This window comes from Labrenzia sp. CP4 (genome assembly GCF_001579905.1).
Classification (GTDB): domain Bacteria; phylum Pseudomonadota; class Alphaproteobacteria; order Rhizobiales; family Stappiaceae; genus Roseibium; species Roseibium algicola.
The window spans coordinates 5,504,225-5,517,863 of sequence record NZ_CP011927.1; the positions used below are offsets into that span (position 1 = coordinate 5,504,225).

General features: G+C 59.6%; 13 protein-coding genes. 8 read left to right on the plus strand and 5 right to left on the minus strand.

Annotated elements, in window-relative coordinates; all coding sequences use genetic code 11:
* Positions 1-47: 47 nt before the first annotated feature.
* Entirely contained in the window at positions 48-1,979 is a 1,932-nt protein-coding gene (locus tag ACP90_RS25305; RefSeq protein ID WP_062490756.1) for an FAD-binding monooxygenase, read from the minus strand.
* A gap of 268 nt (positions 1,980-2,247) precedes the next feature.
* Between ACP90_RS25305 and ACP90_RS25310 the strand changes: the two genes are divergently transcribed.
* Positions 2,248-2,727, plus strand: coding sequence for a MarR family transcriptional regulator (locus tag ACP90_RS25310; RefSeq protein WP_062490759.1), 480 nt, complete (start codon positions 2,248-2,250; stop codon positions 2,725-2,727).
* Between the two features lie 43 nt (positions 2,728-2,770).
* On the opposite strand, the gene ACP90_RS25315 is transcribed toward ACP90_RS25310, so the two are convergent.
* Positions 2,771-3,265, minus strand: a complete 495-nt coding sequence (locus tag ACP90_RS25315) for a nucleoside deaminase (RefSeq protein ID WP_062490761.1) — start codon at positions 3,263-3,265, stop codon at positions 2,771-2,773.
* Between the two features lie 428 nt (positions 3,266-3,693).
* Between ACP90_RS25315 and ACP90_RS25320 the strand changes: the two genes are divergently transcribed.
* The 6 genes from ACP90_RS25320 (at position 3,694) to ACP90_RS25345 (ending at position 9,466) form a co-directional block, all read left to right on the plus strand.
* Positions 3,694-4,656 (plus strand): ABC transporter substrate-binding protein, encoded by a 963-nt coding sequence (locus ACP90_RS25320; RefSeq protein WP_286145771.1) that lies wholly within the window; start codon positions 3,694-3,696, stop codon positions 4,654-4,656.
* Between the two features lie 7 nt (positions 4,657-4,663).
* Positions 4,664-5,443 (plus strand): ABC transporter ATP-binding protein, encoded by a 780-nt coding sequence (locus ACP90_RS25325; RefSeq protein ID WP_062490764.1) that lies wholly within the window; start codon positions 4,664-4,666, stop codon positions 5,441-5,443.
* A 98-nt stretch (positions 5,444-5,541) separates the two neighbouring features.
* Entirely contained in the window at positions 5,542-6,294 is a 753-nt protein-coding gene (locus ACP90_RS25330) for an ABC transporter permease (protein ID WP_062491994.1), read from the plus strand.
* Positions 6,291-7,757, plus strand: coding sequence for an amidohydrolase family protein (locus ACP90_RS25335; RefSeq protein ID WP_082809850.1), 1,467 nt, complete (start codon positions 6,291-6,293; stop codon positions 7,755-7,757). The genes ACP90_RS25330 and ACP90_RS25335 overlap by 4 nt, the downstream gene beginning before the upstream one ends.
* Positions 7,758-7,803: 46 nt before the next feature.
* Positions 7,804-8,802 (plus strand): 2-oxoglutarate and iron-dependent oxygenase domain-containing protein, encoded by a 999-nt coding sequence (locus tag ACP90_RS25340; protein WP_062490765.1) that lies wholly within the window; start codon positions 7,804-7,806, stop codon positions 8,800-8,802.
* Positions 8,803-9,037: 235 nt separating this feature from the next.
* Entirely contained in the window at positions 9,038-9,466 is a 429-nt protein-coding gene (locus ACP90_RS25345; protein WP_022998960.1) for a peptidylprolyl isomerase, read from the plus strand.
* Between the two features lie 166 nt (positions 9,467-9,632).
* Here ACP90_RS25345 and ACP90_RS25350 read toward each other — a convergent pair whose 3' ends face one another.
* From ACP90_RS25350 to ACP90_RS25360, 3 genes are read right to left on the minus strand one after another with little or no spacing between them, the layout of a single operon-like run.
* Positions 9,633-10,679, minus strand: coding sequence for a DctP family TRAP transporter solute-binding subunit (locus ACP90_RS25350; RefSeq protein WP_031268661.1), 1,047 nt, complete (start codon positions 10,677-10,679; stop codon positions 9,633-9,635).
* Positions 10,680-10,714: 35 nt separating this feature from the next.
* Positions 10,715-11,998 (minus strand): TRAP transporter large permease, encoded by a 1,284-nt coding sequence (locus ACP90_RS25355; RefSeq protein WP_022998962.1) that lies wholly within the window; start codon positions 11,996-11,998, stop codon positions 10,715-10,717.
* The gene (locus tag ACP90_RS25360) at positions 11,995-12,504 is read right to left on the minus strand and encodes a TRAP transporter small permease subunit (RefSeq protein ID WP_022998963.1); all 510 of its coding nucleotides are present in this window, start codon (positions 12,502-12,504) and stop codon (positions 11,995-11,997) included. The genes ACP90_RS25355 and ACP90_RS25360 overlap by 4 nt, the downstream gene beginning before the upstream one ends.
* A gap of 169 nt (positions 12,505-12,673) precedes the next feature.
* Here ACP90_RS25360 and ACP90_RS25365 point away from each other — a divergent pair, with 169 nt between their 5' ends.
* Positions 12,674-13,597, plus strand: a complete 924-nt coding sequence (locus tag ACP90_RS25365) for a MurR/RpiR family transcriptional regulator (RefSeq protein ID WP_062490766.1) — start codon at positions 12,674-12,676, stop codon at positions 13,595-13,597.
* Positions 13,598-13,639: the final 42 nt, after the last annotated feature.

The following is a 13,639-nucleotide window of genomic DNA, read 5'->3' on the forward strand; positions in this document are numbered from 1 at the left end:
ACGTCAAACCGGCCTGGCGCGTTACGCCTATGCTGGGAAACGCAGACTTAGCGCCGCTCTTTCAGAATGCCCTGAAAATAGCTCGACAATGCTTCATAGGCATCCAGCGGCAATACCTCGGCGACGTATTGATCGGGCCGGACGATGACCAAACAGCCTTTATCCCGGTCAATGCCGCGCATTTCGAAAATGTCGTTGCCGCTTTTGAGATCCGGGCAGAACATCTTTTCATAGTCCCTCAACCCGTAGCGGCCTTTTGCCGGTAGCAGCAGTGACGGCATGCGCCCAAGGGCCAGATCGCGATGGTTTTGCTGGAAGACTGCGCGAAGATCGATAACCGCGTCTATATCTTCACCTGCCGCCGTATGACGCAAAACCGGTGAGCTCTGATCGTCTTTCAGAAAGTTACATAGACGACGGATAGCCGACGTTTCCGCTGCCGGGTCGCCTTTATCGGCAAAGGCGAAGATCCGCCAGCGACCGTCCGCCTTTACGACATGGCCCAGCTGTACCGGCTTGGCGTCGGCAAGACGAACGACAGGGGCGGAATGAAACCGCATGCCGATCTGGAAACCTTCCGCCAATTGCTGATGCGCACCGTCACCCGTCAACAGGGACGGGAGATAGCGCGAGGCTGTGCCGGCGGTATAACGGCCATGCTGCACAAAGTATTTCTGAACTTCAGCCGGTTCGACGCCATCGGGATTGCTTTCCGATCTCACCGGCGCGCTGACAAGCTTTGCCCATTCCCGGTCAAAATCGATCAGGTTCTGCGCAATCGCCTGGCGTTCGGCCGAATAGCTGGCAAGCAGGTCCGGTTCACTCAGTCCCTTCAGTACGTGTGCGAGTTTCCAGCCAAGATTGAACGTGTCCTGCATGGAGACGTTCATGCCCTGCCCTGCCTTCGGACTGTGCGTGTGGCAGGCATCGCCTGCAATAAAAACGTGAGGCAAGCGGCCCGGAGCACCTTCTGCCGGAACATCATCGAACTTGTCGCAAAGCCGCTGACCGATTTCGTAGACCGACCACCAGGCGACTTCCTTCACGTCGAGAGAATAGGGATGAAGGATGCGTCCGGCTGCGGCGATCAGATGATCGACCGTAATGTTCCGGTTTGCGACCCGTTCGTCCGGCCGCAACTTGTCAAGTTCGACATAGATGCGGACCAGATATCCGCCTTCACGCGGAATGATCAGGATGCTGCCTTCACTGGCCGACTGCACCAACGCCTTGAAGCGGATATCCGGGAAGTCCGTCACGGCAAGAACGTCCATCACGCCCCAGGCCTGATTGGCACTGTCGCCCTTCAACTCGCGGCCCAGCGCCCTGCGCACGGAACTGCGGGCGCCGTCGCAACCGACAACGTATCTTGCGCGTACCGTTTCCGTTTCACCTTCGTGTCCGGGGTCCATGCGTTCCAGCTGAACCGTAACCGGCCACTCCTGCCCTGCTGCAACCGCCATATCCAGATCGACCAGCCGGCGGGAGTAGTTGGGCTCCAACCTGTTTGGCGAGTTGCGCATGATCTCGAGATAAAAGTCGTGAACGCGCGCCTGGTTCAAAATGACATGCGGAAACTCGGACAGACCGTCCTCGACATCCTGAACTCTGCCGCTGCGGGCGATCGTGTCCGGAGACGCCGGATCCGGTTTCCAGAAAGTGGTCTCGTTGACCCAGTAAGCTTCCTTTTCCAGTCGCTCGGCAAAGCCGAACGCCTCGAACATTTCCATTGTCCGGCAGGCGACACCATCCGCCTGGCCAAGCTGCAGGGGGCCGGCTTTCTGCTCCACGATACGGGTTCGGATGTCCGGGAATGCCGCAAGTAGAGCGGCAAGCGTCAGGCCCGCGGGACCGCAACCGACAATGAGGACATCGACTTCTTCCGGCAGGCTGTCTGTGTTGGCCAGGGCAGTGGCGTCGGCATTAGGTTCATGAATGACCGGATCACCGGTCTTGAAGCCGTCGAGATGAAATTGCATGAAACCGTCTCCTCCGCCACATTCCGGCAGTTTGGCAACCGGCCCTCCTTCTTGGGAGAGGCCGGCGCCAGCATGATGGGGCCACGCGAAAGCTGCCGGTGTTCAAGCCCGGACTTTCTTGCCGCATTGCGGGTCTTTCGCGTTTGACAATTCCGCCGCGATGTCCAAACAAACATCGACAACGGATTAATTAGAAAGCATACTGATTATCAGCATGCTGTCAAATATAATCAGCATACTTCCTTTTTTGAAATCCCTGGAGGCGGCGATGCGAAACCTTGAACAGATGCCCGGACACCTGATCCGCCGTTTGCAGCAGATCGCAGTGGCGGTGTTTCATACGGAAGTGGATGCCGTCGGATTCGACATGACGCCGGTGCAATTCGCAGCGCTGGTCCGGGTGGCGGAAAACCCGGGCATCGATCAGATAACGCTGGCAGGCCTGATTGCCTATGACCGGACCACGATTGCCGGCGTAGTCGACCGGCTGGTGCAGAAGGGCTTCCTGTCACGCGCCGTGAGCGAAAAGGACAGGCGCGCGAAGGTGCTTCACATGACGGACGCCGGAACCGATGCGCTGTCGCGGCTTTGCCCTGCGGTGGAAAAGGCGCAACAGGTGATGCTAAGCGGGCTCGACCGCCAAGAGGCTGACGATTTCATGCGTCTCTTGCAAAAGGCAACAGAGGCGGTCAACGACCTCAGCCGCGCGCCACTGCGTTCCGGTTCCAAGGCCGCGGAAAAAGACTGACTGGCCTGCGAAGGTTCAGCATCAAGACCGCAACAAGCGGTGACTATTTCCCTGCCCAGAAATCCGCCTGCAGGCCGGCCGCTTCCTCTTCCAGAAGCGGACCGACAACCTCCACCTTGCGTTGCCCCGCCGCAAACACCGTTCTGCAGGGCAGATCGAGTGTCGGATTTTCCTCGTGATCGCCCGTCTGTTCCTTCAGGGACTTTTCGGTCTGGCCGAAGACGACCCGACCAATGCCCGCCCAGTATACGGCACCGGAGCACATGGCGCACGGCTCTGCCGACGTGTACATGGTGCATCTTTCCAGAAAATCCGGGCGCCAGCGCTTGCTTGCCCGTGTCGCCAGCAGCCTTTCGGCGTGGGCGGTCATGTCCTGCCCTTCAGCGGAATAACCGTTACCCTGCTCCATCAGAACCTCTCCGTCCGGACCTGCCAGCAGGCAGCCAAATGGATGATCGCCCGTTTCCCGCGCCTGTCGCGCGATTTCGAATGCCCGGCGCAACAGCGCGATATCTTTGTCGTCATGAGTATCGGTCACGCAAGGCTCCTTTGATTTCTTCCCCCCTGAAGGGAGCATGAACACGCTCACCCCGCAAGACTTTGCAAACAGTCAGTCACGTTGAACAGAAACACATCAAAAGACTGGCAATTTAAAAGGCAACTGCTGAAATATTGGCCTCTTGATCACTATTCTCGCGGTTTCATCTTGAGGCTTTCTTGACAAAAATCGCGCACCGGTTTCCCGTAGAGGTCGAGTAGAAGCGGTGGAGCCCAACGGTTCCGACATTGCTCATCTTTCAGTTGATCGACGATGCCCGGCACGAACGCGCCCGCATCCAAGACCAGGAGATGAGAATGCCGGCCGAAGACAACAAAACGCTCCCGCCACTCGAAAACCTTCCAGAGAAAGTACAGCGAAAGGGTGTGCCGATGCGCATGTTTGACGGTAAGTCGTTGGTTGTTGCCATGGCGGCAATGGTTGGGTCGTTTCCGGCGGCTGCGGCCGATCTCGTGACCTATCAGCTCGACTGGTTGCCCGGCGGTGACAAGGCGCCGATCTATGTCTGTATTCAGGAAGGCTTCTGCGAAGAAGCCGGTCTCGAGATCAAGATCGAACCGGGGCGCGGGTCTTCCGAGGCCATCACAAAGATCGCCACGGGGGCATCGGACATCGGTTCCGCGGGCATGGGCGCCCTGATGGCAGCCAAGGCGACCGAAGGCGTGCCGGTGACCGCGGTCATGACCATCTTCAACATGGGACCGCACGCCTTCTACACCACCAAGGACAGCGGCATTGCCTCGATCAAGGATGTCAAAGGCAAGAAGATCGCGACTTCGCCTTTCACCTCCTCCAACGTGTTCCTGCCGCTGGTTCTGGCCGACAACGGATTGTCGGAAGAAGATATCACCCTGACCAAATCCGACCCTGGCGCGTTGGGGCCGCTGCTGATGACCGGCCAGTCGGACGCGATCATCGCCTGGCTGACCGATGTCTCGCGCTATTCCGGCCAGGCGGCGGAGGCCGGCAAGGAACTGGTCGTGCTGCCCTGGGCTGACGCAGGTCTTGAGCTTTATTCCGCATCGCTTGTCGCGGGCGACACGTTCCTGGAGGAGCGCCCGGACGTCGCCAAGCGCTTCGTTGCGGCCTTCAAGAAGTCCCTCGAATTTGCCTACGCAAACCCGGACAAGGCGGCTGCGGCAGTTTCCGCACAGGTGCCGGAACTTTCGGCGGAAGACGTCAAGGGATCCTGGCTGGATGCGTCCAAGCTCGCCTTCAACGATGTCACTGAAAAATTCCCGCTCGGCACAATCGATGCCGACAGGCTGGCGGCGACATGGACCCGCGTTGCCGCGGCGCAGGATCTGGACCCGGCATCCCTGAAACCTGAAGACGCTGTCAACCGCTCGTTCCTGCCGGCAGCGGAGTAACCCTCAAGTGGCACTCACCAACAACGCGATCAGCTTTTCCTCGGTCGGTCAGACGTTTCTGACCGGCTCGGGATCCGTCACCGCCCTGGACGGGGTCACCGTGACCATCGCTCAGCATGAGTTTGTAGCAGTGCTCGGTCCATCCGGATGCGGAAAATCAACCTTGCTGAGGCTGACCGCCGGACTGATGAAACCTTCAAAGGGAACGGTGAGTGTCTTCGGCAAAGAGGTGACGATGCCGAGGGACGATGTCGGCATCGTCTTCCAGAAACCGACATTGCTTCCCTGGGCCAACGTAGAGGACAACGTCGTCTTTCCGGTTCGCCACAAATACGGACGGGTGACGACGGAGGACCGCGAACAGGCCCGCACTATCATCGAGACCGTCGGCCTGAAAGGATTTGAAAAGCGGCTGCCGTCGGAACTTTCCGGCGGCATGCAGCAACGGGTCGGCATTGCCCGGGCTCTGTTTCTCAATCCGGACATTCTTCTGATGGACGAACCGTTTTCAGCGCTTGATGCACTGACCCGCGATGCCATGGGCTTTGAACTTCTTCGGTTGTGGCAAGCAAGTCCGAAGACAGTCCTTTTCATCACCCACTCGATTCCGGAAGCCGCGCTGCTGGCCGACAGGATCCTTGTGCTCAGCGAGCGCCCCGGCCGCATCATCGCGGACCTGCAGGTGCCGACCGCCCGTCCGAGAGACGAAAGCGCGCTGAGAACGCCGGAGATGCAGGATTTCTCGGCCGAACTCCGCTCGCTGCTGATCAGAAAGGAGGCCGCCTGATGACTGTCAGCGAAACACAGGACACCGCCGCGGCCAAGACCACCCCAAAGCCCGAGCGTCTGGAGCGGCCGTTGCCGCTTTCCGAAAAGCTGCTCCGGATGCCTGTCGTACTTCCCCTGATCACCTTTCTCCTGATCCTGGTCATCTGGGAAGCCGGGACACGGCTGTTTTCCGTTCCCTCTTTCGTGCTGCCCGCCCCTTCCCGCATTCTGGGCGGATTTGAAAGTGTTACAGCCGGACGCTGGATGGAGCATATCTGGGCAACGCTTCGGGTCGCCCTCATCGGCTATGCGGTTTCGTTTGTCATTTCACTGCCGATTGCCGTCGGCCTTGCAAAATCACGGCTGCTCTCTGGGGCATTCTATCCCTTGCTCGTGGTCATCCAATCCGTCCCGGTCGTCGCCGTCGCACCCATCATCATCGTGGTGCTGGGCACCGGTGATGCTCCACGCGTCGTCATCACCTTCATGATCTCGTTCTTTCCGCTGGTCGTTTCCATGACGACAGGTCTGGCCGCCACGCCGCCGGAGCTGATCGAATTGTCCAGGTCGCTGCGCGCGCCGTCCTTCCGGGAGATCACGCAGATCCGCTTGCCCTATGCGACGCCTTACATCTTCTCGGGCATGAAGATTTCGATCACGCTTTCGGTCATCGGCGCTGTCGTTTCCGAATTCGTCGCCGCCGAAAAAGGCATCGGCTACTTCATCCAGTTCTCCACGTCGATGTTCAAACTGCCCCAGGCCTGGGCCGGACTGGTCATCCTCGTCGTGATGTCTCTTGTCCTGTTCCAGCTTGTCAGCCTCGCGCAGCGGATCTTCTTTCCCTGGTCACTGCCGAAGGGACAGAAATGACGAGCTTCCTGATCAACAACATTGACTACGGCCTCACCGGAACCAGGGAGGGAGAGCGCCTCAGTGGTGCAATCCGCGTTCACGACGGCAGGATTGCGGAAATCGGCCACCTGCAGCCCCTAGAAGGCGAACGGATTGTCGATGCGAGCGGATGCGTGGTGACACCGGGTCTGGTGAACACCCATCACCATCTATTCCAGTCTGTCCTGAAGGCCGTGCCGGAAGGCATGAATGCGCCACTTGACGACTGGCTCATGAACGTTCCCTACAGCTACTGGCCGCGGATCGACGAGGAAACCCTTCGCGTATCGGCCAGGATCGGACTGGCAGAACTGCTTCTCACCGGAACGACAACTGTCTGCGATCATCACTACGTCTATTCCGACCATTATGACTACGATCCTGCGGACGTGCTTTTTGAAGAAGCGGAAGCGCTTGGCATCCGTTTCGTCCTGGCCCGGGGTGGTGGAACGAAAGGCCGGTCTTTTCCCGATCCGAGCCTGCCGCCGTCACCAAGCGAGCCACTGGACAAATTTCTGGCAAGCATCGAGCGGACTGCAAACCGCTGGCATGACCCGTCCCCAGGTTCCAGCAGGCGGGTTGCTGTCGCACCGACCACACCGACGTTCAATGTCGATGCGGGAGAGCTTGCCGACATCGCCCGCTTTGCCCGCGGCAAGGGCCTGCGCCTTCATTCGCATCTTTCGGAAAACCGGACCTACGTGGACTTCACCCTGGCGAAATACGGCAAGCGACCGGTTGATTGGCTTGCCGAGCAGCAGTGGCTCGGGCCGGATGTCTGGTTTGCCCATCTGGTGGAATGCGACCGGGACGAGGTGCGCATGCTCGCAGAAACCGGAACCGGGATGGCGCACTGTCCGCAAGCAAATGCAAGGCTTGGCTCAGGCATTGCTCCAGCTGACATCCTGCACGACCTCGGCGGCCGAGTTTCGCTGGCGGTAGATGGCGCAGGCGCGAACGAGGCCGCCGACATGGGCGCTGCCCTCTACAGCGCCTTCGCGCTGCACCGAGCGACAAAGGGCGTGCAGGCATTGCAAGCTGAAAGCCTCCTCAACTGGGCAACCGAAGGCGGCGCCAAGGTGCTCGGCTTTGAGGAGATCGGCGTGCTGCGTCCCGGCATGATCGCCGACATTGCCGTTTTCGACATTTCCGCCCCTCGCAACATGGGTCTTCACGATCCGGCCCTTGCTCCCGTGCTGACGGGTGCCGCAAGCCTGCGCCACAGCTTTGTCGGCGGGCAGCAGATCGTCCAGGACGGTTCCATCCCCGGACTGGACCTGGCAGGGCTCGGTTCGGACGCAAGGCGTGTTACCCGGCAACTGATCGAACGCAGAAAGGAAATGACGGCGCTTTCACGGGCCGCGCCGCCCAGGCCTGATGGCAAATCGCCTGCATCGGGCAGGCACATTCTTATGTGGAGTAGAAGCTGTCAGTGCCCATGAGCACGGGTCATTGCTCCCGGACCTCTTTCTCAAGGAGAACGGAAATATGAGCACCTCTGCATCTTATGGTCTCGTTGAACTGGAAAAGGAAAAAGGCTTCGGCGGCGTCGGTGAGACGGTCGACCGGTCAATTCCCCAGATCGACATGTCGGATTTCTTTTCGCGCAAGGCAGAGATCACCGAGGATCTGTGGGCAGCGGCGACGGACATCGGCTTTTTTCAGCTACGCAACCACGGCATCCCGCAGGAACTGATCGACGAGGCTTTTCGCCTGTCGGCCGGCTTCTTCGACCTGCCGGCCGAGACGAAGGAACAATATCCGCTTCGGCCCGGCACCAATGCAGGCTGGGAATTCAAGGCGCAGGTCCGCCCTTCAACCGGTACTGCCGACCAGAAGGAAAGCTACCAGATCACCCTGCCGCGCATGACAGGTCTCTGGCCGACCGGCGAAGAACTGTCCGGCTTCAAGGCGACCATGCTGGCATTCGAGCGGCACAACTGGGCGCTGGCGATGAAGGTTCTGTCCTGCTTTGCCGACAAGCTGCAGTTTCCGCCGGACTTCTTCACCGACGGGCACGATCCCCTGACACCGGAATACCAGTCGACCCTCCGGCTGATCCATTATCTGGGCATGGAAGATGCCAAGCCAGAGGACTTCAAGTTCTGGCGGGCCGGTGCCCACACCGACTTCGACTGCCTGACACTGCTGCACCAGAAGGCAGGCCAGGGCGGGCTACAGCTTTGCCCGGGCAAGGACAGCCAGGGCCGGGCGATTGCCTGGACCGACGTGCCCCCGCTGGAAGGCGTTATCACCTGCAACATCGGCGACATGCTGATGCGCTGGTCGGACGACAAGCTTCTGTCAAACCTTCACCGGGTGCGTATGCCCAAGCCGGAGGAATATCTCGGCCCTCGCTACTCGATGGCCTATTTCGCCCAGGCCAACATGGATACGGTGCTTGCAGGGCCGGAAGGCAAGTATGAGCCGATGACGGCGCATGACTATATCCAGATGCGGCTAGGTGCGAATTTCGGCAAGAAATAGCGGCGCAATCGCCATCCGACAAAGAAGAACCACGGCGCCGGAGCCATCTTTTGAAACGATCGGCGTCGTGGCTGCACCATTTCAGCCATGATTTGTCCGCGAAACTATCCAGAAGCTGACGATCCGGCAGACTTTACTTTTGCTGCCCGTCCTTTAGGCTTGGTTTCACGACGAGCACCCGCCAACGAAACGCGGCCTCAAAACTCACCCAACAGACAGAATTGCGAAACGCTCCATGACCGAAGCCAAAAGCGGCGACACGGTTCGTCTTCATTATAAGGGCACGCTGGACGACGGCTCCGTCTTCGACAGCTCCGAAGGACGCGACCCGCTGGAATTCACCGTTGGATCCGGCCAGATCATTCCGGGTCTCGACCAGGCCATTCCCGGCATGAAGGTTGGCGACGAGAAGACGGTTCGCATCGAACCCGATAGCGCCTACGGTCCCCACAATCCGGCCGCACGCCAGGCTGTTCCGCGGACCAACATTCCGGCCAACATCCCGCTGGAAGTCGGCATGCAGCTGCAGGCGCAGACAGAGAACGGCCAGATGATGACCGTGACCGTGATCGAGATTTCCGAAAACGAAGTCATTCTGGACGCCAACCACCCGTTGGCCGGCAAGGTGCTGACGTTCGAGATCCAGCTGACAGGGATCAACTGAGGCCCACCGGTTCCGGTTTAGCTGGCAGTGGCAAAGTCAGAAGCCGATTTCGGCTCCCTGATGAGGTCTGAACGCTGAAAAGACAAAAGCCCCGCGGTTCGCCGCGGGGCTTCTTTTTTCACGCACCGGCGCTGCAAGCCGGCGCGCGAAAATGTCAGACCATGCTTCAGTCCATATAGACGCTGTCGTTGGCTTTCTGGACCTCGGTCTTGAACAGGCCAAGCAGTTCGTTGGCTTTCGGGTCGAGGTTTTCAGCCACGTGCGTTTCGAAAGCCGGCTGGGCCGCTGCAGCCATGGACGCGCGCTGGTCGGCGGTGAGAGCGGTCACTTCCATCTTGTCCATCAGGCCCGCCAATCCCCTGTCGGAGGCTTCGATGATGCGCGACAGGCCACGGCTGGCGGTTACGCAGCTTTCCGCGGCATAGCGCAGGGTCTTCTGCTGCTCTTCGCTCAATCCTTCGAAGAAGTCCCGGTTGACCATGAACGTGTAGGGCGAGAACAGGTGGTTGGTCAGCGTCATGTACTTCTGAACCTCGGAGAAGTTCGCGAAGGAAATGATCGGCACCGGGTTCATCTGACCGTCGATGACGCCTGTCTGCAGGCCGGAATAGACCTCGCCCCAGGATAGCGGATAGGCCTGCGCGCCAAGCGCCTGAATGATGGTCTGGTGAGACGGCAGCGTCATGGTGCGGATGCGGATGCCGTCAAAATCGTCGAGCGACGCGATCGGGTGCTTGGAATTGGTAACAGCGAAGAACCCGCCCGTGTCCGGGAAACCGAGCACCACAACATCTCCAAGGGCTTCTTCGATGTCGGCAGCCAGAGCCTTGCCGAAATCACCGTCGAAAACCGCGTAGGTGGCGGCGTTGTCGGCGAAGGCGAACGGCAGGTTCAAAACGTCGATGCGTGGGTAGTAGCTAGCCAGCGCGCCGGTGGACGTCAGTGTTGCCTGGATGATGCCGTCGCGCACATGCTGCACATGCTCGGCAGCCGAACCGAGCTGGTTGGAACCGAAGACCTCCACTTCGACGGCACCGTTGGTGTCTGCGTTGACGATGTTGGAGAACACCGCGGTGCAGGCATGAGCCGGATTTTCGAACGGGTCGGTCTTGTTGTCGTGTCCGAACTTCAACACCTTTCCATCTGCCAGCGCGCTGCCGGCCATAAGCGCAGCGGTCAGCCCGACCGCCAGTCCCTTTGCGAACTTCTTCATGATTTTCTCCATTCCTCTGTCAGGTTGTTTTTTTGTTATTGGGCAAACCCGAGAGCACGCGGCAGCATCATGGCCGCGCTTTCCCAGAAGGCGAACAGGAACAGCACAGCCACCTCTGCGACCAGGAACGGCCCCAGCTTGATGGCAATCCGTTCCAGTTTCTCACCGGTGACCGATGAGAGAACGAACAGGCACGCGCCGACAGGCGGCGTCATCAGCGAGATGTTGAGTGCCAGAACGAAGATGATCCCCGCATGGATCGGCTCCAGACCCACCTGAGCGGTGAGCGGAACAAGAACCGGTGCCAGGATGATCAGGATGGCGGTGATATCCATGACCATGCCGACGATCAGCAGAAGTCCGATGATGATGGCGATGACCGCATAGCGGTTGTCGGCCAGACCCAGGATGGTCTCGGCCAGCATCTGGGGGATTTTTTCAAAGCTCATCCACCAGCCGAGGATGCCGGCAAAGGCGATGATGACGAAGATCACGCCGGTGATGCGCGCGGTGCGCACGAGCATCTGGTAAAGTGCGGGCAAGGTCAGCGTACGGTAGACGAATGCACCGATGAAGAGTGCATAGGCGACTGCAATGGAAGCAGCTTCCGTCGGCGTGACGACACCGCCGAGAATACCTCCCAGGATGATCACCGGCATCAGCAGTGCGGTAATTGAGGAAACGAAGACCTGCCAGATTTCCTTAAGATTGGCCCGGCGCTCCGCCTTGGGCAGGCTGTTGCGGGCCGCACCAAGGGTAATGACGGCCATGCAGACACCGCAGATGACGAGACCTGGCAGAATGCCTGCGGCGAACAACCCACCAATGGAAACGCCCATGAGCGAGCCGTAGACAACCATCAGACCGGACGGCGGGATGGTCGGTCCGATGATCGAACCGGCCGCCGTTACGGCGCACGCGTAATCGCGCTTGTAGCCTTCCTTGACCATGGCGGGCACCAATGTGCGCCCGAAGGCCGCCGCATCCGCCGTTGCCGAACCCGTTAGCCCCGCAAAGAACACGGAGGCGAGCATATTTGTGTGGGCCAGCCCACCCCGGAAATGGCCGACCAGCACCTGGGCCAGCTTCACCAGCCGGTCGGTGATGCCCGTCTGGTTCATGATTTCGCCGGCCAGAATGAAGAACGGCATCGCCAGAAAGGGGAAGATGTTCAACCCGTTGAAGATACGGCTCGGCCCGATGGCCAGGAACTGGTCACCGCCCATATGAATGAGGCCGATGACGCCGGCCGCGCCAATGGCAAAGCCGATAGGCATGCCGAGCAGGACAAATCCGATGAAGACAGCGGCTACGATCATGCTGCGGCCTCCGCAAACGGAGGATTGTCGAGATGCGTGCCGTTGTCCCGGATCATCGCCAGAACGGTCTGGATCGAGGCAAGGGCTGCGGCGGCCGGGATTGCCGCATAGAACGGCTGCAGACTGATACCGAAGATCATGGCCTGCCGCTTGGCGCCGCTTTGCGCGAAACCGAGCCCGTACCACAGCACGTAGAGAAACAGCGCCAGAACGCAGAGATCAATCGCCATCAGCACAATGCGGCGCAACGACACCGGCACGCGCATGATGGCAGCCGTCAGTCCGATATGGTCCCGTCTGGCGATGCCGGACGAGACGGCCAGCATGGCTGCCCAGATCATCAGGTAGCGCGCCAGGATTTCCGGCCAGGGCAACTGCCAATGAAAGAAGTAGCGATCAACCACGCCGAGCCAGACATCAAGCACAAGCAGTGCCATCAGCAAGGCTATTACAGCCTCGACGCCCGTATTCAGCCTGGCACTGGTTCTGGCAGCCCACTCGCGCATAATCCCTCCACCGAAATGTACCTTAATTACATTTTCAGAGCAGAAATTGCGTTTCGTCAAGCGTATTTTGTTTTTAAATTACATTTCTCGCGTAAATGAGGCTATGATCAGGCGCTGATTGACGATTTTGTGTAATCAAATTACAAATCCCGCAACCAGGGAGACATGTGTGCAGGCAAAGATCCGAACCCCGACCGGCGACAATACAAACGGCCATGCCGCTATCGATCTCATTTCCGCACTCCGCGATCACGCCGGCCAGTTTCCGGCGCGGGAACAAAAGGTTGCGGACTACGTGCAAAAGCATCTGTCCGCGATTTCGGACATGACGATCGCCGAACTGGCAAAAGCCTGCGGCGTCAGTACACCGACCGTCGTTCGCTTTTGCAGGACACTCGGCTGTGACGGTTTCCGAGAATTCAAGCTGCGACTTGCACAGAACCTGGCCGTCAGCCTGCAGTATATTTCCGCGCCATCGACTACCGAACAGGTTGCCAGCGAAACGGCGATCGACCGCGTTCTGGGCGCGCTTTATGCGACCGCCAATGTCATGCGGCAGCAGGTCGATCCGGCCGTTATCGAGCGGGCCGTCGAAAAGATCGCCAAATGCCGGCAGCTTCTCACCGCCGGGATCGGCGGTGGGTCGACGATGGTGGCCGGTGAAGCGGCGAGCCGCTTTTTTCGCCTCGGTATCCCGTCTGTCGCCCTGCACGACAGCTACCTTCTGCAGATGCGCGCGGCGACGCTCGGGCCCGACGACGTTCTGCTGTGTGTCTCCGCCAGTGGCGAAGCGGATGAACTGGTCAGCGCGGCCGAGATTGCCGGCGGATATGGAGCCACCACAATCGCGATCGCACCGAAAGGCTCCCGCCTTGCGATGATTTCCAAGATCCCCATCCTGGTCGATCTTCCCGAGGACCCGGACATCTTCAAGCCCACCGCCTCGCGATACGCGCACCTGGTGATTGTCGACGCCATCGCCATGACGGTCGCGCAGGTCCGGGCCGCCACCACAAGCGAAAACCTGCGCCGGATCCGCTCTTCCCTGACCGCCTTCCATGGCCGTACCGGACCTCAACCTCTGGGCGATTGAGCCTCATGAACACACGAAACTGTGCCGGCTTGCCAGAAACCG

What these genes read in the sequence shown, in the direction of transcription:
- ACP90_RS25360 (WP_022998963.1), bottom strand. Translation starts at nt 12,504, where the DNA reads ATGCGCGAGTGGGCTGCCAGAACCAGTGCCAGGCTGAATACGGGCGTC.
- ACP90_RS25355 (WP_022998962.1), bottom strand. Translation starts at nt 11,998, where the DNA reads ATGATCGTAGCCGCTGTCTTCATCGGATTTGTCCTGCTCGGCATGCCT.
- ACP90_RS25305 (WP_062490756.1), bottom strand. Translation starts at nt 1,979, where the DNA reads ATGCAATTTCATCTCGACGGCTTCAAGACCGGTGATCCGGTCATTCAT.
- ACP90_RS25345 (WP_022998960.1), top strand. Translation starts at nt 9,038, where the DNA reads ATGACCGAAGCCAAAAGCGGCGACACGGTTCGTCTTCATTATAAGGGC.
- ACP90_RS25320 (WP_286145771.1), top strand. Translation starts at nt 3,694, where the DNA reads ATGGCGGCAATGGTTGGGTCGTTTCCGGCGGCTGCGGCCGATCTCGTG.
- ACP90_RS25340 (WP_062490765.1), top strand. Translation starts at nt 7,804, where the DNA reads ATGAGCACCTCTGCATCTTATGGTCTCGTTGAACTGGAAAAGGAAAAA.
- ACP90_RS25335 (WP_082809850.1), top strand. Translation starts at nt 6,291, where the DNA reads ATGACGAGCTTCCTGATCAACAACATTGACTACGGCCTCACCGGAACC.
- ACP90_RS25330 (WP_062491994.1), top strand. Translation starts at nt 5,542, where the DNA reads ATGCCTGTCGTACTTCCCCTGATCACCTTTCTCCTGATCCTGGTCATC.
- ACP90_RS25310 (WP_062490759.1), top strand. Translation starts at nt 2,248, where the DNA reads ATGCGAAACCTTGAACAGATGCCCGGACACCTGATCCGCCGTTTGCAG.
- ACP90_RS25350 (WP_031268661.1), bottom strand. Translation starts at nt 10,679, where the DNA reads ATGAAGAAGTTCGCAAAGGGACTGGCGGTCGGGCTGACCGCTGCGCTT.